The sequence below is a fragment of the Brevundimonas sp. genome, assembly GCF_027487935.1.
Taxonomy (GTDB): domain Bacteria; phylum Pseudomonadota; class Alphaproteobacteria; order Caulobacterales; family Caulobacteraceae; genus Brevundimonas.
The window spans coordinates 109,788-127,165 of sequence record NZ_JAIYCP010000015.1 but is presented as its reverse complement, the minus strand read 5'-3'; the positions used below and the strand labels follow the sequence as shown (position 1 = coordinate 127,165).

Below are 17,378 nucleotides of genomic sequence, written 5' to 3'. Positions count from 1 at the left end.
CATGTTCAGTTCCTGTGTTCAGATGTAGTTGAACACCGCCAGCAGGACCGGAATGGTCAGGGCGCTGACTACCGTGGTCAGGGCGACGACCCCCGCCATCAGGGGCGCATCGCCGCCCATCTGCCGTGCCATGACATAGCTCGCTGCTGCACCGGGCGAGGCCCCCGCCAGCAGGGCCAGCCCCTGCGCCATCCGGTCCCCGCCCAACATCCCGGTCAGCCAGTACATCCCGACCGGCAGGATGATCAGCTTGATCACGGTCACGGTTAGCATCAGCAGGGGTCGCGACGCGGCATAGCGGAAACTCAGGCCGGCCCCGGCCGTGATCAGACCCAGGGCGATCGCGCCCGGCCCCATCAGGTCGAACACGCCCATCAGAAGATCCGGTTTCGGTACACCGGTCAGATTGAGCGCCGCGCCGGACCCGCACGCCCAGATGATCGGATTGCGCGCCAGCGACGACAGGGCCAGCCGCCAGCCTCCGCCCTGGCCCGCGCCCCATCGCGCGAGCACCAGCACACAGACGACGTTCAGCGCCGGCGCCAGCACGCCGAAGGCCACGGCCGCAATCCCCAGCCCCCGCTCGCCGAACACCGCGCCTGCGACCGGCAGGAAGACGAAGCCGTTCCACCGGATCACGCCCTGGAAGACGCTGGTGAAGGCGGGATCACTGATCCGCAGCATCGGCTTGGCCAGCACCGTCAGCAGGGCCACGCTTAGGGCCACGGCTACGGTCGCCGCCGCCACGGGGCCGGCCGCACCCCCGGCAAAATCCGCGCGCCAGACCGCCGGGATCAGGAAGGCCGGATAGAAGACGAAATAGGTCAGCCGCTCGACCGCCCGCCAGCCGTCATCGTCCAGGAAGCTCCGCCATTTCAGCCCCCAGCCGAGGGCGATCATGGCGAAGACCGGGACAATGCCGGTGAGCAGGGCGGTCATGGCCTCAGCCGGTCCAGTGCGCCCTGCAGAATCCAGGCGGCAGCGGTGCGGTCGACCACATTGGCGCGGCGCTTCCGGTTCAGGTCCAGATCCTCGATCAGGAATCGCTCGACCGCGCTGGTGGACAGCCGCTCGTCCTGGAAGGCGCAGGGCACGCCGCGGATACGCTGCAGATTGCGGGCGAAGGCCCGACAGGACTGGGCCCGCGGCCCTTCGCTGCCGTCCATGTTCAACGGCAGGCCTATGACCAGCCCCGACGCCTTGCGCCCGTCCATCAGCCTGAGAACAGCGTTGGCGTCGTCGGTGAATTTCGTCTTGCGGACCAGCGACAGCGGGCTGGCGATCATCCGCGTCGTGTCGCTGATCGCTACGCCGATGGTCTTCTCACCCAGATCCAGCCCCAGCCAAGGGGTGCCCGGCGGGGTCGAGGCGGCGAGGTCTTCGAGCGATAGAACTGTCACGCTGTGGCGGTAGGACTGGCGAGCCGCCCTGTCAAAGTGCAAGCTGCGGTAACCTTGATACGAGACTCATCCGATGAAGCCAGTGACCTTTCTCGTCGTCCTGCTCGGTTTGACCGCCTGTGACCCCCAGGTCGAGAGCCGCAAGGCCGCCCTGCCTGTCCAACAGGCCGCACCGGCCGCTTATGCCCCCCCGACCGCCACCGGTCCGGCCACTGTGACGATCGCGCCCGCGCCTTAGCGTCAGAATCCTTGTGAAACCGGGACTGGAACGCTAATCCCGCCCGTTCTGGTTTCGGCCAGCGTTCAATAATGTGGAGGGCCGCATGGCCATCGACGCCGCGACCGTGCGCCGTGTGGCGCACCTCGCCCGCATCAAGACCCCGGAAGACCGGCTGGAGCCGCTCGCCGCCGAGCTGAACGGTATCCTTGCCTGGATCGAACAGCTCAATGAGGTTGACGTCGCCGGCGTCGAGCCCATGACCTCCAATGTGGCCCAGCCGATGCGTCTGCGCGACGACGTCGTCACCGACGGCGACAAGGTCGCTGACGTCCTGGGCAATGCCCCGCGCGCCGCTGATGGCTTCTTCGTCGTGCCCAAGGTGGTCGAATAGAATGTCCGACCTGACCCAACTCACGCTCAAGGCCGCCCTCGACGGCCTCAAGGCCCGTGACTTCTCGTCCGAGGAAATCACCAGGGCGTTCGTCGCCAGTATCGACGCCGCCAATCCGCGCCTGAACGCCTTCGTCGTCCAGACCACGGACAAGGCGATCGAGATGGCCCGCGCCTCCGACGCCCGTCTGGCCAGGGGGGAGGGCGGTGCCCTCGAAGGTGCCCCGCTGGGCATCAAGGACCTGTTCTGCACCGACGGCGTCCAGACCACCGCCGGCTCCAACATGCTCCGCGGCTTCGTCCCGCCGTATGAGTCCACCGTCACCGCCAACCTCTGGCGCGACGGCGCCGTCATGCTGGGCAAGCTCAACATGGACGAGTTCGCCATGGGCTCGTCGAACGAGACCAGCGCCTTCGGTCCGGTCGTGAACCCCTGGAAGTCAACGACGTCCAACGCTGACCTGACCCCGGGCGGCAGCTCGGGTGGTTCGGCCTCCGCCGTCGCCGGCGACCTCTGCCTCGCTGCCACCGCCTCGGACACCGGCGGCTCGATCCGCCAGCCCGCCGCCTTCACCGGCACGGTCGGGATCAAGCCCACCTACGGACGCGCCAGTCGCTTCGGCATGGTCGCCTTCGCCAGTTCGCTGGACCAGGCCGGCCCGATCACGAAGACGGTCGAGGACGCCGCCATCCTGCTGCGTTCGATGTGCTCGTATGATCCGAAGGACGCCACCAGCCTCGACGTCGAAACGCCCGACTGGACCCGGTCCCTGAACAAGGGCGTCAAGGGGCTGCGCATCGGTGTGCCGAAGGAATATGTCGTCGACGGCATGCCCGCCGAGATCCAGGCCCTGTGGGACCAGGGCGTCGCCTGGCTCAAGGCCGGCGGGGCCGAGATCGTCGAGATCAGCCTGCCGCACACCAAATACGCCCTGCCGGCCTATTACATCATCGCCCCCGCCGAGGCCTCGTCCAACCTGGCCCGCTACGACGGCATGCGTTTCGGCCACCGCGCCGAGGGGACGACCTCACTGGCCGACCTGTATGAGACCAGCCGTGCCGAGGGCTTCGGCAAGGAGGTCCAGCGCCGCCTGACCATCGGGGCCTATGTGCTCTCGGCCGGCTTCTATGACGCCTACTACGTCCGCGCCCTCAAGGTCCGTCGTCGCATCGCCATGGATTTCGACGCCGTCTGGGACAAGGTCGACGCCATTCTGACGCCCTCCACCCCTTCGGCGGCCTTCGCCCTCGGGGACAAGCAGATCGATCCGCTGCAGATGTATCTGAACGACATCTTCACCGTCACCGCCAACCTCGCCGGCCTGCCGGGGATCTCCGTCCCCGCCGGCCTCGACAAGGGCGGGCTGCCGCTGGGTCTTCAGGTCATCGGCAAGGCGCTGGACGAGGCGACCGTCTTCCAGGTCGCAAGCGCGCTGGAAGACGCGGCCGGGTTTGTGGCCCGGCCGGAGAAGTGGTGGTGAGGAAAAGGTCCCTCTCCCCGCAAGGAGAGGGATCCGGAAGCCCTAGGTGGCCGGCAGGGCCTTCAGGTCGGCATCGATCGCGGCGATGAGTTCCGGTGTCAGGACGCCGTTCGACGCCGGAGCTACCTGGGCCAGCGTCATGTCCTGAAACTGCGGCAAGGCAGGGTGTTGTGAAATGCCGGGCAGATGCTTTTCCAGCACGGCGCGGGTCTGCGCGTTGGCGATCAGGTCCTTGATCGGGCTGGCGATCGTCGGCCGGGCAGCGGCCGGAGCCGGCGCGGCCGGGGGCGGCGTCTGGGTCTGGGCGAGGGCAGTGCCCGCGACGGCGGCGAGGGCGATCGAGGCGAGGGCAGCGGCGAGTTTTGACATGGTTTCCTCCGGGATTGAGGCACCAGCTAAGCGTCTTTTCGTGACGCTCTCAAGACCGGAACTTTCCTCAAGGCCGACTGGACGCTAGGACAGGCCCATGACCGACACAGCGACCTCTCTGTCCAAACTCATCCAGGGCCGCACCGGCGCCTGGGAAATCGTCATGGGCCTGGAAATCCACGCCCAGGTGGCCTCCAAGGCCAAGCTGTTCTCGGGCGCTGCCGTCGGCTTCGGCGCAGGCCCGAACGAGCAGGTGTCGCTGGTCGACGCCGGCTTCCCCGGCATGCTGCCGACCCTGAACAGCCACTGCGTCGAACAGGCGGTCCGTACCGGCCTGGGCCTCAATGCGCAGATCAACAGGCGCAGCCAGTTTGACCGGAAGAACTATTTCTACCCCGACCTGCCCACCGGCTATCAGATCAGCCAGCTCTATTTCCCGATCGTCGGCGAGGGCGTCGTCGAGGTCGAGGCCGAGGACGGCTCCTTCTTCAACGTCGGCATCGAGCGCCTGCATCTGGAACAGGATGCGGGCAAGCTGATCCACGACCTGTCGCCGACCGAGAGCTATGTCGACCTGAACCGCGCCGGCACGGCCCTGATGGAGATCGTGTCGCGTCCGGACATCCGTTCGCCCGAAGAAGCCGTGGCTTACGTCAAGAAGATCCGGACCATCCTGATCTATCTCGGCACCTGCGACGGCGACATGGAGAAGGGCAATCTCCGCGCTGATGTGAACGTCTCGGTCTGTCGCGAGGGCCAGTATGCGAAGTTCAAGGCGACCGGCGACTTCAGCCATCTGGGCACCCGCTGTGAGATCAAGAACGTCAATTCGTTCCGCTTCATCTCCCAGGCCATCAACTATGAGGCCCGGCGCCAGATCGAGATCCTGGAGGACGGCGGCAAGGTGACCCAGGAGACCCGCCTCTACGACCCCACAGCCGGCGAGACCCGTTCGATGCGGTCCAAGGAAGAGGCGATGGACTATCGCTATTTCCCGGACCCCGACCTGCTGCCCCTGGAGCTGGAGCAGGCCTGGATCGACGACATCAAGGCCAATCTGCCTGAGCTGCCCGACGCCAAGCGCCGCCGCCTGATGGCCGACTACGGCCTGTCGCAATACGACGCCGTGGTCCTGATCTCGGAACAGGCCAAGGCCGACTATTTCGAGGCCGCCGCCAAGGGCCGGGATGCCAAATTGGTGTCGAACTGGGTGACCAATGAGCTGTCGGCCCGTCTCGCCGCGGACCACCTCGACTTTGACCAGAGCCCGGTCCCGGCCGCCCATGTCGCCCAGCTGGTCGAACTGATCGAGGCCAATGTCATTTCGTCGAAGATCGCCAAGGAAGTCTTTGACCACGTCTGGAACGGCGAAGGCTCGCCCGCCGAGGTCGTCGAAAAGCACGGCCTGAAACAGGTCACTGACACCGGGGCGATCGAGCGGGCCATCGACGAGATCATCGCCGCCAACCCCGACAAGGCCGCCGGCGTCGCCGAAAAGCCCCAGTCGCTGGGCTGGTTCGTCGGCCAGGTCATGAAGGCCACCGGCGGCAAGGCCAATCCCGCCGCGGTCAACGACATCCTGAAGGCCAAGCTGGGGCTGTGACCCAATGCCGATGTTCGACAACGTTCAGATTCGCTCGACTCCCGTTACGGACGCGGCAGGCTACGGCGGGGCCGAGGGTGTTGTGTTCGGCTTGACAACCGTAAGCCTGACGAACGTCGAGGTCATCGGTGATGCGGAAGACGACTGCGCCATCAATGTCGACTTCGACCGAACGCTTCCGTCAGCCTGGTTTCAGCCGTCGCTGGTTGAAGTCACGGGTCAGTCTGAATCAACGATTTCGATAGGTGGGGCAGAATTCCAGAGGCCTGACGGGGGCGGTGAATGGATCCAGGTCAGGACGCGGCCTTGGTGGAGGTTCTGGTCGCGCCAGTGAGCAGGTCGCTGACGCCGTGCTTTGTCGCCGGCCGCCAATGTCTAGGCCGTCATCCTCGGGCTTGACCCGAGGATCAGACCGTCCGGTGCTGCGTAGTCGGGCTTGGAGTCGCTGTCGCGTGGGCATTCTCAATCGCCCAGCCTCGCCCGTCTTTTGATCCTCGGGTCAAGCCCGAGGATGACGGGGAGACTGGGCGAGCCCGGAAGTCTACTCAAACAGCTCCCCGCTCGCCTCCGCCCCCTCCACAACCTCCCGCGCCAGTGCCCGGGTCACCGGCCTGTGCAGGTCATCCAGCCGCTCGACCACATCCGCCGCCGCCGCGGCCGACCGGTCGATACGGCGCACAAGATAGGGCACGACATCCTTCTGCGGACGAATGCCGCGCTCGGCGAACCGCGCGGCCAGCATGGCCGACAGGACCGCATCGTCGGGAACCTCCATCGGCACACTGATGACCGCATCCAGCCGCGAGCGCAGGTCGGGCAGGGTGGCCTCCCAGCTGGACGGCGCCGACCGCGCCACCATCAACAGGGCCCCGCCCGGTGACTGGGCCAGGTTGATCAGGTGGAACAGGGTCTCGTCGTCCACGTCCCGGGCCGGGTCCAGCAGCACCGGCCGCCCCTCCAGCCCCAGCGGATCGATCAGCGCGGCCTCGGCGCCCTGGATGGCCACTGCCCCGACCCGTTCGGCCCAGATCTGTCCCAGCCGGCTCTTGCCGCAACCGGCCGGCCCGCAGATCGCCATCACCCCGCCGATCAGATTGGGCCAGTCCGCCAGCGCCTCGACCGCCGCCCGGTTGCAGTCCGACACGACGAAACCCTCGGCCCCCTCGGGCAGGTCGCGCTGCAGCGGCAATCGCATCTGGTCGGCGGGCGAGGGGCGGGCGGTCATCGGCTCCCTCATAGCAGACGGGGGACGGGACGGCTCGCACGCCCGTGGACAAGGTCACGCGCCTGTGGACGCGCGGGCTGTCTTCCCGACCCCGATCTTCAGCGTCTTCCCGACCCCCGATGCTGCCGTCTTACCCCATCAATCGGTCCAGCCCGGGCCCGAACAGCGCCTGCGTCCGTTCCTGACGCAGGGTTCGGCTAGCCTCGGTTGATCAACAGCGCGGCGAAGGGGCGAATGTATCGACAAGACAGCTTTTCTGGATTTTCGGACGGGTCGTGTCTTTTGACCCCTGTCAGGCCGCAAACCTTGACTTTCCGGGGCGATGATGCGCCCTTCCGCCCTCCCGAATTGCGCCGTTTGCGGCCTGTAATCCAAGACGAACCGACCATGCACGCCTACCGCTCCCACACCTGCGGCGCCCTCCGTCTGGCCGATGCCGGATCCAGCGTCCGCCTCTCCGGCTGGGTCCACCGCAAGCGCGACCACGGCGGCCTGTTGTTCATCGACCTGCGCGACCACTACGGCCTGACGCAGTTGGTGCTGCACCCCGAGACGCCGGGCTTCGAGGCCGTCGAACGCCTGCGCGCCGAGAGCGTCATCCGCGTCGACGGCGAGGTCGTGGCCCGCGAGGCCTCGGTCGTGAACGCCAACCTGCCGACCGGCGAGGTCGAGCTGCGCGTCACCGGCGTCGAGGTCCTGTCCGAAGCCGCCGAACTGCCCCTGCCGGTCTTCGGCGAGCCCGAATATCCCGAGGAAATTCGCCTCAAGCACCGCTACCTCGATCTGCGTCGCGAGACCCTGCACAAGAACATCGTGCTGCGCTCGCGTGTGATCTCCTCGATCCGCCAGCGCATGGTTCAGCAGGGCTTTCTCGAATACCAGACCCCCATCCTGACGGCCTCGTCGCCCGAAGGCGCCCGCGACTTCCTCGTTCCGTCGCGCCTGCATCCGGGCAAATTCTACGCCCTGCCGCAGGCCCCGCAGCAGTTCAAACAGCTCCTGATGGTCTCTGGCTTCGACCGCTATTTCCAGATCGCCCCCTGTTTCCGCGACGAGGACCTGCGCGCTGACCGGTCGCTGGAGTTCTACCAGCTCGACGTCGAGATGAGCTTCGTCACGCAAGAGGATGTTTTCGCGGCCATCGAGCCCGTCATGCATGGTGTGTTCGAGGAGTTTGCCGACGGCAAGACGGTCGACCCCTATCCCTTCGTCCGTATCCCGTATCGGGAGGCCATCTCCCTGTTCGGCACCGACAAGCCGGACCTGCGCAACCCGATCGAGATGAAGGACGTCTCGGACCATTTCCGCGACGGCGGCTTCGGCCTGTTCAACAAGATCCTCGGGGCAGACGCGAAGAACGCTGTCTGGGCCATTCCCGCCCCGACCGGCGGCTCGCGCGCCTTCTGCGACCGGATGAACAGTTGGGCCCAGGGCGAGGGCCAGCCGGGCCTCGGCTACATCTTCTGGTCCGAGGACCAGGGAAGCTGGGGCGGTCCGATCGCCAAGAACCTCGGTGCCGAGGCGACCGACGCCCTGATGAAGTCCCTGGCCATGGGCAAGGGTGACGCCGCCTTCTTCGCCGCCGGCGATCCGTCGGTCTTCTACAAATTCGCCGGAAACGCCCGCACCAAACTGGGCCAGGACCTGAACCTGATTTCGGACGACGAGTTCAAATTCTGCTGGATCGTCGACTTCCCGATGTTCGAGTGGAGCGAGGAAGAAAAGAAGGTCGACTTCTCGCACAACCCCTTCTCGATGCCGCAGGGCGAGATGGAGGCCCTGACCACCAAGGACCCGCTCGATATCCTCGCCTACCAATACGACATCGTCTGCAATGGCTATGAGCTCTGCTCCGGCGCGATCCGGAACCACAAGGCCGACATCATGCTCAAGGCCTTCGAGATCGCGGGCTATGACGCCTCGGTCGTCGAGGACCAGTTCGGCGGCATGCTCAACGCCTTCCGCTATGGCGCGCCGCCGCACGGCGGTCTGGCCCCCGGCATCGACCGGATCGTCATGCTGCTGGCCAACCAGGTCGCGATCCGCGAGGTCATCGCCTTCCCGCTGAACCAGCAGGGTCAGGATCTGCTGATGAGCGCGCCGTCCGATGCGGCCGAGCGGCAGTACAAGGAGCTACACATTCGCGCGGCCCTGCCGCTGAAGGTCTGACGCCGGAAATCAGCGGTCGCTGCTACTGACGACCGTGTTTCGCGAGCGGGGCGGTACCGGTGGTGTCGGCGCTGCAGGCGGGGCGACCCGCACAATGCTGACGCCGCGGCAGACCCGGACGGTCAGTCGGCCGGGCAGGCGGGTCGCCGCGTCGCCGCAGGCACGGCTGATCTGCGACTGGCTCAGGCCCTCGGCTCCGGACAGGTCCGCACCCCGGATGTCGGTCCGGGCCATGGAAGCTCCTTCGAAGTCTGCACCGCCGAACCGGCCTCCGGTCAGGCGGGCCCCGTTCAGGATCGCATTGCTGAAGTCGGCCGAGCGGAAATCCCCGTTTGTCAGGTCGGACATGGCGATTTCCGCGTCGGAGAAGTCCGCCGATCGGGCATTCACGTTGGCCAGAGTGACGGCGTTCAACTCGGCCGCGCTGAGGTCTGCGCCGGTCAGGACCGCGCTGTTCAGATTGGCTCCATCCAGAGCAGCCCCTGTGAGATCTGCTCCCGCAAGACGCACCCGCACGAGGGTCGCGCCGATGACTTCTGCGCCCGTCAGGTCCGAACCCGAGAAATTGGCCCCGGTGAAATTTGCTCCGACCATCTCTGCGCCCGACAGGTCAGCCCGGCTGAAGTCGCTGCCGGAGAAGTTCGACCCGGTCAACTCGGCGCCCCGCAGATTGGCACCGACCAGGGTGGCGTTAGTGAAGACTGCGCCGGTAAAGGCCGCGCCGGTGAGATCCCGGCCAGACAGCTCGCAGCGATTGCAGCTGCCACCCAGCGACACCATGCGGGCGACGTCCCGATCCTGGTACTGGAACTGCAGCTGGGTCTCGGCCCCGGCCGGACCCGCCAGAACGACAAAAGCCATCGCCGCGGTGAACGCAAGGCCAGCGGGCTGGAGACGACGGGACAGGGAGGAAGCGGACTGTTTCACGCCTCTTTCATGACCTCAAACCCATGCCAGCCCTACTTAATTCCCTGTAAGGTCCATGGGCCTCTGGCAGAGGGGAATGGACAGGCCGACGGGCAGCCGGGTCGCCTCGTCGCCGCAGGCCTGATCAAGACGATCTTGGGTCAGTCCAGTAGCGCCTCGCATCGACGCGCCCGAGAAATTCACCCCCGAGAGGTTGGCTCCCGAGAAGGACGATCCGTCCAGGTAGGCCCCCACAAAGCTGGCATTGGTCAAGTCAGCACCCGAGAAGTGCGATCCGGAAAAAACGCCGCCATAGGCCTCTACGTCCCGCAGATCCGCGTTGGTGAACCGGGTCCGGTTCATCACCGCGAGGCTCAGGTCTGCCTGCCGCAGTCTTGCCCCGGACAGATTCAGTCCACGGGCTTCCAGGCCCGAAAAAGCGCCCTGGAACAGGTTGCAGCCCGCGCAACTGGATCCCCCGCGCACCCTCGCGATCTGGCTCGCGTTCTGGGCGACCGCAGGCAGGGCGACGGCGGCGAGGGCGGCTACGGTCAGGATCAGTTTCATCGCGGGCTCCGGTCTCGGCCTCAGGTGCGGACAGAACGGTTTCACGATGACACCAAAAAGTTGACTAACCCTGCATCGAAGGGGCTGCCCCGCAGGTATCGCAGATCCAGCCGGCGCCGCGCTGCTGAAGCGAGAAGTCACCACAGGCCGGGCAGGCCACCGCCTCGTTGGCGACAGGGGCTACCATCGGCATCTCCCGCTTCTGACCAAAGGGCAGGACCACCAGATTGTCCGTTGCGGTACCGCGCGCGAAGCCCTTGGAGATGAAACGGGCGGCCGGCACGGCTTCCGGTGTGTTTGCATCGCCTTCCAGTGCGCCCAGACCGTTGCCGCTGAGCGGATCGGGTGCCGCATTGGCCAGCTCATGCCGATCCAGATAGGAGACGCCGAGTTCCCGGAAAATGTAATCGAGGATCGATGTCGCCGACTTGATTGAATCATTCCCCGTGACGGTCCCGGCCGGCTCAAAACGGGTAAAGACGAAGGCATCCACGAACTCTTCCAGCGGAACGCCGTACTGGAGGCCTATCGAGATCGCTATGGCGAAGTTGTTCATGAGTGAGCGGAACGCAGCCCCCTCCTTGTGCATGTCGATGAAGATCTCGCCGAGTTCTCCGTCTTCATATTCGCCGGTGTGGACATAGACCTTGTGCCCACCGACAGCTGCCTTCTGGATGTAGCCCTTGCGGCGGTCGGGCAGTTTGCGGCGCGTGCGGTCTCGCTCGACCACCTTTTCCACGATCCGTTCGACGGCTCTTGCTTCCGGCTCCCAGCGGCGGGGTCTCGATGCCGGCTCGGCCTCGACCAGATCGAGCAGCGGCCCGGAAGGCGGTGCGGCCCTTTTCAGCCGGATGGCGCGCCTGCTTTCCCGTGCGGCGTCTGACATGAGCCGCGCAGCTTGGGCCGGTGTGGTGCGCCAGTCGATGCGGACTGGAGCGATGTCCGGGATCGCACTGATCGTATCCAACCTGGCGCGGAGACCAGCCTCGAAGCTCGCCAAGTCCGCCAGGATCGACTGAAGTCCATCCGGAGCGCCGCTCCAGCCGGCCAGATCACCGTGGCCGAAGGTCCAGGCCTGCGCCAGGGCGATGTCGTTGGCGGAAAAACCCAGCTGAGGCAGGAGTTCGCCGGCTGCGCCATCGAACCCCAGCACATCTCGTAGAAAACCGGCGTCAAGGGTCGGCGACCGGAATGCATCAGCCAGGGTCCCGACCTGAGTGAGGGCCTGTTCCAGCCCGTCGAGCTCTACATCGGTAAAGCCCCTTGCCCGCAAGGCCGAATGATCGATCCCCGGCGCTTCAAAAAGGGTTTGATGTCCGAAAAGCCAACGCTCAGCGGCTTCGACATCGCCGCCCAGATGAGCAATCGCAGCGGCCACCGAGGATCGCAGGCGTTGTGACACGCTTCCATCCGCGGTCTGCCAAGTCTCGAAAACCGAAAGCGGCGTCAGACCCAGCCGGAGACCGGCCTCGCTGTCATCGACGAACAGGGAGACCGTTACATCGCCTGCCGCCGATTGGACGCCTTTCGCAAGTTCATCGACCCAGGAGATCTCGCTTGATGGGGCGCTGCCAAGCACGTGATCGGCCAGTCCTCCGAGCCCTATGGCCACGACCGGATTTCCAGCCCCTGAGAGGGCTGTCGTCCAGAGGTGGACCAGTTCTGAGAGTACGGGTTCAAACTGCGGCCCGACGGCCTGCTTCAGCGCGGAAAGAGAAAGAAGGACCGCCGGGACCCTGGGAGAGCTGGACACGGCCTCGGCAGTTTCCGGGTCGAATACCAAAATCAGGTCACCGTCCAGACCGGCCTCAGCGGCTGCCAGGGCTTCGGGCGCGCCGGAGGCGACCATGGCCCGGTCGGCGAGCGCCAGGAGTGGAGGTGCAGGCAACAGTGGCGGCTGAGCGACGTCGAACCGCTCACCCTGAATGGCCCGAACAATGTCTGGGTCGGCGGCTCCCATGCTTCTTGCGGCAAGGGCAGCCCGCATCAGGGCGGGATTTTTCAGCGGGTCGCCGCAGTCGCTACGCTGGCCTTCACAACGGTACACGGCGTCAGTCACCCGTTGGAGTCCCGCCGCTGCGGCATCAATGGCTCCGGCAGCCAGTCGTTGGCCCCTTCGCAGCGCTGAGGCTGCCCGAAGCCTTCGGGATGCGTCGGGCTCAGACAGATCGGTCACGCTGGCCGAAATCTGCGTTGGGCGTGAGGGTGTGGCCAGTCCCAGCAGCATGGTTGCTGCGAGGCTCTCTGCCTTCGCGGGGTCAAAACGGCGGGCCCAGGCGAGCATGACTTCCACAAGGCCATCATCGCTTTCCCAACGAAGCCCTTCGGCGTCGGCCCAATCCAGCCATGCCTCGACCTGGACATCTGGCCAGCCCTCAGGCGCGCGCACACTGACAATGCGGTTCGCTCGCTCAATCTCACGAACCGGCCGATCCATCGAAGCGGCTTGGAAAGCGAATGGAAAGCGCATGCGGCGGTCCCGTATTTGGCCTGTCTGTCAGGTTAGCGGGCTGTCCGCCTGATCGGCAATAAATCTGGCGTGTCTTTGCTCGGTTACCCCCAAGATGTTGAGGTGAAAGCTGTGTGCGTGGTGCTGGACGCAGGCGTCACCGCTTTCTATGATACGTTCACCAACGCCGGCCTTCGCCGAGCGACCAAGCTTGGGTGGACTTCCGACGTGCTAGGCAGGATTTTCGGCTGGACCAGCGGTGCCACCATCGGCACCTTCTTCACCATTGCCAAGCGTGGCGAGCACGTGGGCACGGATGAGTTCGGGAACCGCTACTATCTGTCGCGCGACCGCTCCAGCTATGATGGTCGGCGTCGTCGTTGGGTGACTTACAATGGCTATGCCGATGCGTCGAAGGTGCCGCCGGACTGGCATGGCTGGCTGCACTATACCTTTGATGAACTGCCGACAGATCAGCCATTGCCGAGACGCAAATGGGAAGAAGATCATCTGCCCAACCTGACCGGCACGCCGATGGCGTGGCGGCCGAAGGGCTCGCTGGTTGCTGATGGCGTCCGGCCACCCGCGACTGGCGACTATCAAGCCTGGCGTCCCGAATGAAACTCCGGGGCGCGATCCTTGGAGGGGTCACGGCTGTAACCCTGTTGGTATCCGGTGCGGTTCTGGCCGCCGTTATCAATGAGTTGCCGCAGGACGCGGTCCCGATCGAGGAGCCAACTGCTGCCTTGAACCGCCAGACCACTGCCCAAACACTGCCGATCGAGTCCGCACCGGAAACGACACCGGGACCTGTGGCACCGGTCGCGGCGAGCCCGGGCACCCCTCAAACCGAGCTCGCGGAGTCTGATCAGAGCCCGGGCGAGGAGGAGCCGGCTGTCGAGGTGCCGGCGACGCGAGCGGATGCCGTCACCGCCCCGTCGCGGCGACAGCGCCGTCGGGTGGCCATCGTCCAGGCAATCGACAAGATCACGGCCGAATCCATGCGGTTCGAGGTTGAGGTTGGGGGTCGCCCGGTCCGTTTCCAGAGGACGCTGATCTTCAGTGCCAGGGCTTGCGAGGTCTCTGCATCGGATGAACAGGTGTCCGATGCTGTCGCCTATCTGGAGGTCAGCCTGCAGTCGCGGGGTGTGATCCAGGTCAGCGAGCCGCGGCAGATTTTCAGGGGGTGGATGTTTGCCTCTTCGCCGGCTGTGAACGGGCTCCAACATCCGATCTATGATGCCTGGATCGTCGGATGCAAGGCGTAGAACAGAGCTTCCGATCCGGTCATGGGATTGAACATTGACCGGACGTTCGGCCTTCGCATGCAGGCTGCATGCAGCAATTCGAGATAGGCCGCCTGCGGGATCTCTATCGCGCCGAACTGGCTAAGGTGCCCGGTCAGGAACTGGGTGTCGAGCAGACGCCAGCCGCCGCGCTTCAGCCGGGCGACCAGATGCACGAGGGCGATTTTCGATGCGTCGCGCTCTCGGCTGAACATGCTTTCGCCGAAGAAGGCCCCGCCGAGGGTGACGCCGTACAGGCCGCCGACGAGGTGCTCATCGCGCCAGACTTCTATGCTGTGGGCCTGGCCGCGGGCGTTCAACTCGATGTACAGGCGGCGGATCGGGGCGTTGATCCAGCTGTCCTCGCGGCCCGGGCCGGAGGCGGCGCAGGCGTCCAGGACGGCGTCGAAGGCGGTGTCGACCCGGACCGTTACGCTGTCGGCGCGGACCGTGCGCCTGAGGCGGGTCGGAACGTGGAACCGGTCCAGCGGGATGATCCCGCGCTGTTCAGGCTCGACCAGGAAGATCCGCGGATCATCGCGGGCCTCGCCCATGGGGAAGACGCCCTTCGCGTAGCAATCCAGCAGCTCGTCGGGGCCGAAGCCGCCGAAGGGCTCGTCGGCGCTGAAACGGGGGTCGCTCAGCCTTCGCCCTTCTGGCGTTTGGCCCAGTTTTCCAGCCAGTGAATGTCATAGTCGCCGGACAGGATGTCGGGCTCCTGCAGCAGCTTCTGGAACAGGGGGATGGTGGTGTCGATGCCGCCGACGACCATCTCGTTCAGGCTGCGCTTCAGGCGGGCGATACATTCCTCGCGATCGCGGCCGTGAACGATGAGCTTGCCGATCAGGCTGTCGTAGTAGGGCGGAATCGAATAGCCCGCGAAGATGGCGCTATCCAGCCGGACGCCGAGGCCGCCGGGGGCGTGGAAGTCGGTTATCGTGCCGGGCGAGGGGGTGAAGGTCTCGGCGTTCTCGGCGTTGATCCGGCATTCGATGGCGTGCCCGGTGAAGGTCACGTCCGACTGTTTGAACGACAGCGGCAGGCCGGCGGCGATGCGGATCTGCTCGCGCACAAGATCAACGCCCGTGATCATTTCCGTCACCGGATGCTCGACTTGCAGTCGGGTGTTCATCTCGATGAAGAAGAACTCGCCGTCCTCCCAGAGGAATTCGATGGTGCCGACGCCGAGGTAGCCGATGGCGGCGATGGCCTTGTTGACGGTCTCGCCGATGGCGACCCGTTCGGCCGCCGACAGGGCCGGTGAGGGGGCCTCTTCGAGGATCTTCTGGTGGCGCCGCTGCAGGGAGCAGTCCCGCTCGCCCAGATGGACGACATTGCCGTGGCTGTCAGCGATAACCTGAAGCTCGATATGGCGCGGCTTCTGGAGATAGCGCTCCATATAGACGGCCCCGTTGCCGAAGGCGGCGGTGGCCTCGGACTGGGCCGTCTGGACGGCCTCGATGAGGTCATCGGCGGTCAGGGCGACCTTCATGCCGCGTCCGCCGCCGCCGGCGGCTGCCTTGACGATCAGGGGGAAGCCGATGGTCTTCGAGGCCGCGATAGCGTCCTCGATGGTCTCGACCTCGCCGGCCGAACCGGGGACGCAGGGGATGCCCGCTTCCAGCACCGTCTGTTTGGCGGTGATCTTGTCACCCATGACCCGGATGTGTTCCGGCCTGGGACCGATGAAGGTCATGCCGTGGGCCTCGACGATCTCGGCGAAGCGGGCGTTCTCGGACAGGAAGCCGTAGCCCGGGTGGATGGCCTGGGCGCCGGTGATCTCCGCGGCCGCGATGATCGAGGGGATGTTCAGATAGCTCTTGGCGGCGGGTGCCGGGCCGATGCAGACGCTCTCGTCGGCCAGGCGGACCCACATGGCCCCGCGGTCAGCCTCGGAGTGCACCGCGACCGTGGAGATGCCCATCTCCTTGCAGGCGCGGTGAATCCGCAGGGCGATTTCGCCGCGGTTGGCGATCAGGACCTTGGTGAACATGGCCGTCTCAGGCCTCGAGCAGGACGAGGGGTTCACCGAACTCGACCGGCTGGGCGTCGCCGACCAGGACTTCGACCACAACGCCGTCGCGGGGGGCCTGGATCGGGTTCATGGTCTTCATGGCCTCGACGATCAACAGGGTCTGGCCCTTCTTGACCTTGTCGCCGACGGCGATGAAGGGCGGGGCTTCGGGCGAGGCCTGCAGGTAGACGGTGCCGACCATGGGTGATTTCACCTCTTCGCCCTGTTTGGCGACGATGGTGGCGGGGTCCGACGGCATGGCGGCCGGCGCGGCGGCGACAGGCGCTGCAGCCGGTGCATGGGCGACGGCGGCCGGTGCGGCGGCATACTGCATGACCGGAGCGGCCACGAGTTCGCGGGCGACGCGGATGCGAAGCTCGCCGCGCTCGACCTCGATCTCCGTCAGGGAGGTGTCGTTGAGAATGTCTGCCAGCTGACGCACCAGGGTGGTGTCGATCTCGGCTTCATTCCTGAGCTTCGGAGCGGGTGTTTTGGAGTCGGCCATGGGAGCCTCTTGTTACCTTACTGAACCGAACGGTCGGCGGTGGCGCGGTGTTCCTGCGCCAGACGAAGAGCGGCCTTGACGGCCAGTTCGTAGCTGAATGGGCCGAAGCCCGAAACCACGCCGGTGGCGACCGGCGAGACAAAGGAGCGATGACGGAAGCGCTCACGCGCCGCCGGGTTGGAGAGATGGCATTCGACGATCGGGATCGTCAGCGTCCTGAGCGCGTCGAGCAGGGCGACCGAGGTATGGGTATAGCCGGCGGCGTTGATGACCAGGACCGAGGCCTTTTCGCGGGCCTCATGGATCTGTTCGATCAGCTCGCCCTCGTGGTTGGTCTGGCGGAAGACCACGACCGCCCCGTCTGCGGCCTGTTCGCACAGGGCCTGGACGTCGGCGAGGGTCTCATGTCCGTAGATGGCGGGCTCGCGGACCCCAAGCAGGTTGAGGTTCGGGCCGTTCAGGACGTAGAGGACGGGGGTCTCGGGCATTGCGCTCGCGATTGTGGCGGTCCGACCGGAATCGGACCGGCCTTTTAGCTGAGGCGTGACGGTTATCAAACCGCACGTGTGAAAGAGTGACGTAAGGGAATGCGCATTCAGGTCAACGGGGAACATCGCGTGGTTGAAGCCGCGACCATCCTTGCCCTTGTGGAGGAACTTGGGCTGGACGTGCGCAAGGTGGCGGTGGAGCGCAATCTGGAGATCGTCCCGCGGTCGCTGCATGCGACGACGGCTCTGGCGGACGGGGACCGGGTGGAACTGGTGCAGTTCGTCGGCGGGGGGTGAAAACCTTTG

General features: G+C 65.7%; 20 protein-coding genes. 9 read left to right on the top strand and 11 right to left on the bottom strand.

The window, feature by feature from the left end:
* Positions 1-18: 18 nt before the first annotated feature.
* Both Q0053_RS06365 and ruvX read right to left on the bottom strand, forming a co-directional pair.
* Positions 19-939, bottom strand: coding sequence for an AEC family transporter (locus Q0053_RS06365; RefSeq protein WP_298097568.1), 921 nt, complete (start codon positions 937-939; stop codon positions 19-21).
* Positions 936-1,400 (bottom strand): Holliday junction resolvase RuvX, encoded by a 465-nt coding sequence (ruvX, locus tag Q0053_RS06360; protein WP_298097565.1) that lies wholly within the window; start codon positions 1,398-1,400, stop codon positions 936-938. The genes Q0053_RS06365 and ruvX overlap by 4 nt, the downstream gene beginning before the upstream one ends.
* A gap of 73 nt (positions 1,401-1,473) precedes the next feature.
* Here ruvX and Q0053_RS06355 point away from each other — a divergent pair, with 73 nt between their 5' ends.
* The 3 genes from Q0053_RS06355 (at position 1,474) to gatA (ending at position 3,491) form a co-directional block, all read left to right on the top strand.
* Complete coding sequence (locus Q0053_RS06355; RefSeq protein ID WP_298097562.1) at positions 1,474-1,638, top strand: hypothetical protein; 165 nt, start codon at positions 1,474-1,476, stop codon at positions 1,636-1,638.
* 85 nt (positions 1,639-1,723) lie between these two features.
* The gene (gatC, locus tag Q0053_RS06350) at positions 1,724-2,011 is read left to right on the top strand and encodes an Asp-tRNA(Asn)/Glu-tRNA(Gln) amidotransferase subunit GatC (protein WP_298097559.1); all 288 of its coding nucleotides are present in this window, start codon (positions 1,724-1,726) and stop codon (positions 2,009-2,011) included.
* Between the two features lies 1 nt (position 2,012).
* On the top strand, positions 2,013-3,491 hold the full coding sequence (gene gatA / locus Q0053_RS06345) for an Asp-tRNA(Asn)/Glu-tRNA(Gln) amidotransferase subunit GatA (protein ID WP_298097557.1): 1,479 nt from the start codon (positions 2,013-2,015) through the stop codon (positions 3,489-3,491).
* A 42-nt stretch (positions 3,492-3,533) separates the two neighbouring features.
* Here gatA and Q0053_RS06340 read toward each other — a convergent pair whose 3' ends face one another.
* The gene (locus tag Q0053_RS06340; RefSeq protein ID WP_298097554.1) at positions 3,534-3,860 is read right to left on the bottom strand and encodes a hypothetical protein; all 327 of its coding nucleotides are present in this window, start codon (positions 3,858-3,860) and stop codon (positions 3,534-3,536) included.
* Positions 3,861-3,957: 97 nt separating this feature from the next.
* Here Q0053_RS06340 and gatB point away from each other — a divergent pair, with 97 nt between their 5' ends.
* Together gatB and Q0053_RS06330 are read left to right on the top strand one after the other, a co-directional pair.
* The gene (gene gatB, locus Q0053_RS06335) at positions 3,958-5,463 is read left to right on the top strand and encodes an Asp-tRNA(Asn)/Glu-tRNA(Gln) amidotransferase subunit GatB (protein ID WP_298097551.1); all 1,506 of its coding nucleotides are present in this window, start codon (positions 3,958-3,960) and stop codon (positions 5,461-5,463) included.
* 4 nt (positions 5,464-5,467) lie between these two features.
* On the top strand, positions 5,468-5,797 hold the full coding sequence (locus Q0053_RS06330) for a hypothetical protein (RefSeq protein WP_298097548.1): 330 nt from the start codon (positions 5,468-5,470) through the stop codon (positions 5,795-5,797).
* Positions 5,798-6,004: 207 nt separating this feature from the next.
* On the opposite strand, the gene Q0053_RS06325 is transcribed toward Q0053_RS06330, so the two are convergent.
* Entirely contained in the window at positions 6,005-6,688 is a 684-nt protein-coding gene (locus tag Q0053_RS06325) for a chromosomal replication initiator DnaA (RefSeq protein WP_298097545.1), read from the bottom strand.
* Positions 6,689-7,075: 387 nt separating this feature from the next.
* Between Q0053_RS06325 and aspS the strand changes: the two genes are divergently transcribed.
* The gene (gene aspS, locus Q0053_RS06320) at positions 7,076-8,857 is read left to right on the top strand and encodes an aspartate--tRNA ligase (protein ID WP_298097542.1); all 1,782 of its coding nucleotides are present in this window, start codon (positions 7,076-7,078) and stop codon (positions 8,855-8,857) included.
* A gap of 9 nt (positions 8,858-8,866) precedes the next feature.
* Here the strand turns inward: aspS and Q0053_RS06315 are convergent, their stop codons facing one another.
* From Q0053_RS06315 to Q0053_RS06305, 3 genes are all read right to left on the bottom strand, one after another.
* Entirely contained in the window at positions 8,867-9,784 is a 918-nt protein-coding gene (locus Q0053_RS06315; RefSeq protein WP_298097539.1) for a pentapeptide repeat-containing protein, read from the bottom strand.
* Positions 9,785-9,820: 36 nt separating this feature from the next.
* Positions 9,821-10,330, bottom strand: coding sequence for a pentapeptide repeat-containing protein (locus Q0053_RS06310; protein ID WP_298097536.1), 510 nt, complete (start codon positions 10,328-10,330; stop codon positions 9,821-9,823).
* Positions 10,331-10,394: 64 nt separating this feature from the next.
* The gene (locus tag Q0053_RS06305; RefSeq protein WP_298097533.1) at positions 10,395-12,800 is read right to left on the bottom strand and encodes a TSCPD domain-containing protein; all 2,406 of its coding nucleotides are present in this window, start codon (positions 12,798-12,800) and stop codon (positions 10,395-10,397) included.
* Positions 12,801-13,007: 207 nt separating this feature from the next.
* Between Q0053_RS06305 and Q0053_RS06300 the strand changes: the two genes are divergently transcribed.
* Positions 13,008-13,400, top strand: coding sequence for an NADH:ubiquinone oxidoreductase subunit NDUFA12 (locus Q0053_RS06300; protein ID WP_298097692.1), 393 nt, complete (start codon positions 13,008-13,010; stop codon positions 13,398-13,400).
* Entirely contained in the window at positions 13,397-14,047 is a 651-nt protein-coding gene (locus tag Q0053_RS06295) for a DUF2155 domain-containing protein (protein WP_298097531.1), read from the top strand. Before Q0053_RS06300 ends, Q0053_RS06295 begins: the two co-directional genes overlap by 4 nt.
* Here the strand turns inward: Q0053_RS06295 and aat are convergent.
* The 4 genes from aat to aroQ are packed head-to-tail and all read right to left on the bottom strand — an operon-like array spanning position 14,014 to position 17,072.
* Positions 14,014-14,709 carry a leucyl/phenylalanyl-tRNA--protein transferase gene (gene aat, locus Q0053_RS06290; protein ID WP_298097689.1) on the bottom strand — a complete coding sequence of 232 codons (696 nt, stop codon included), beginning with the start codon at positions 14,707-14,709 and terminating at the stop codon, positions 14,014-14,016. The two genes, Q0053_RS06295 and aat, sit on opposite strands and share 34 nt — an antisense overlap.
* On the bottom strand, positions 14,706-16,058 hold the full coding sequence (accC, locus tag Q0053_RS06285) for an acetyl-CoA carboxylase biotin carboxylase subunit (RefSeq protein ID WP_298097527.1): 1,353 nt from the start codon (positions 16,056-16,058) through the stop codon (positions 14,706-14,708). The genes aat and accC overlap by 4 nt, the downstream gene beginning before the upstream one ends.
* Before the next feature lie 7 nt (positions 16,059-16,065).
* Positions 16,066-16,584 carry an acetyl-CoA carboxylase biotin carboxyl carrier protein gene (accB, locus tag Q0053_RS06280; RefSeq protein WP_298097526.1) on the bottom strand — a complete coding sequence of 173 codons (519 nt, stop codon included), beginning with the start codon at positions 16,582-16,584 and terminating at the stop codon, positions 16,066-16,068.
* A gap of 17 nt (positions 16,585-16,601) precedes the next feature.
* Complete coding sequence (gene aroQ, locus Q0053_RS06275) at positions 16,602-17,072, bottom strand: type II 3-dehydroquinate dehydratase (RefSeq protein ID WP_298097524.1); 471 nt, start codon at positions 17,070-17,072, stop codon at positions 16,602-16,604.
* A 99-nt stretch (positions 17,073-17,171) separates the two neighbouring features.
* Here aroQ and thiS point away from each other — a divergent pair, with 99 nt between their 5' ends.
* Positions 17,172-17,369, top strand: a complete 198-nt coding sequence (gene thiS / locus Q0053_RS06270; RefSeq protein ID WP_298097521.1) for a sulfur carrier protein ThiS — start codon at positions 17,172-17,174, stop codon at positions 17,367-17,369.
* Positions 17,370-17,378 lie beyond the last annotated feature (9 nt).

What these genes read in the sequence shown, in the direction of transcription:
- Q0053_RS06365 (WP_298097568.1), bottom strand. Translation starts at nt 939, where the DNA reads ATGACCGCCCTGCTCACCGGCATTGTCCCGGTCTTCGCCATGATCGCC.
- Q0053_RS06355 (WP_298097562.1), top strand. Translation starts at nt 1,474, where the DNA reads ATGAAGCCAGTGACCTTTCTCGTCGTCCTGCTCGGTTTGACCGCCTGT.
- gatC (WP_298097559.1), top strand. Translation starts at nt 1,724, where the DNA reads ATGGCCATCGACGCCGCGACCGTGCGCCGTGTGGCGCACCTCGCCCGC.
- gatA (WP_298097557.1), top strand. Translation starts at nt 2,013, where the DNA reads ATGTCCGACCTGACCCAACTCACGCTCAAGGCCGCCCTCGACGGCCTC.
- Q0053_RS06340 (WP_298097554.1), bottom strand. Translation starts at nt 3,860, where the DNA reads ATGTCAAAACTCGCCGCTGCCCTCGCCTCGATCGCCCTCGCCGCCGTC.
- gatB (WP_298097551.1), top strand. Translation starts at nt 3,958, where the DNA reads ATGACCGACACAGCGACCTCTCTGTCCAAACTCATCCAGGGCCGCACC.
- Q0053_RS06330 (WP_298097548.1), top strand. Translation starts at nt 5,468, where the DNA reads ATGCCGATGTTCGACAACGTTCAGATTCGCTCGACTCCCGTTACGGAC.
- Q0053_RS06325 (WP_298097545.1), bottom strand. Translation starts at nt 6,688, where the DNA reads ATGACCGCCCGCCCCTCGCCCGCCGACCAGATGCGATTGCCGCTGCAG.
- aspS (WP_298097542.1), top strand. Translation starts at nt 7,076, where the DNA reads ATGCACGCCTACCGCTCCCACACCTGCGGCGCCCTCCGTCTGGCCGAT.
- Q0053_RS06310 (WP_298097536.1), bottom strand. Translation starts at nt 10,330, where the DNA reads ATGAAACTGATCCTGACCGTAGCCGCCCTCGCCGCCGTCGCCCTGCCT.
- Q0053_RS06305 (WP_298097533.1), bottom strand. Translation starts at nt 12,800, where the DNA reads ATGCGCTTTCCATTCGCTTTCCAAGCCGCTTCGATGGATCGGCCGGTT.
- Q0053_RS06295 (WP_298097531.1), top strand. Translation starts at nt 13,397, where the DNA reads ATGAAACTCCGGGGCGCGATCCTTGGAGGGGTCACGGCTGTAACCCTG.
- accC (WP_298097527.1), bottom strand. Translation starts at nt 16,058, where the DNA reads ATGTTCACCAAGGTCCTGATCGCCAACCGCGGCGAAATCGCCCTGCGG.
- accB (WP_298097526.1), bottom strand. Translation starts at nt 16,584, where the DNA reads ATGGCCGACTCCAAAACACCCGCTCCGAAGCTCAGGAATGAAGCCGAG.
- aroQ (WP_298097524.1), bottom strand. Translation starts at nt 17,072, where the DNA reads ATGCCCGAGACCCCCGTCCTCTACGTCCTGAACGGCCCGAACCTCAAC.
- thiS (WP_298097521.1), top strand. Translation starts at nt 17,172, where the DNA reads ATGCGCATTCAGGTCAACGGGGAACATCGCGTGGTTGAAGCCGCGACC.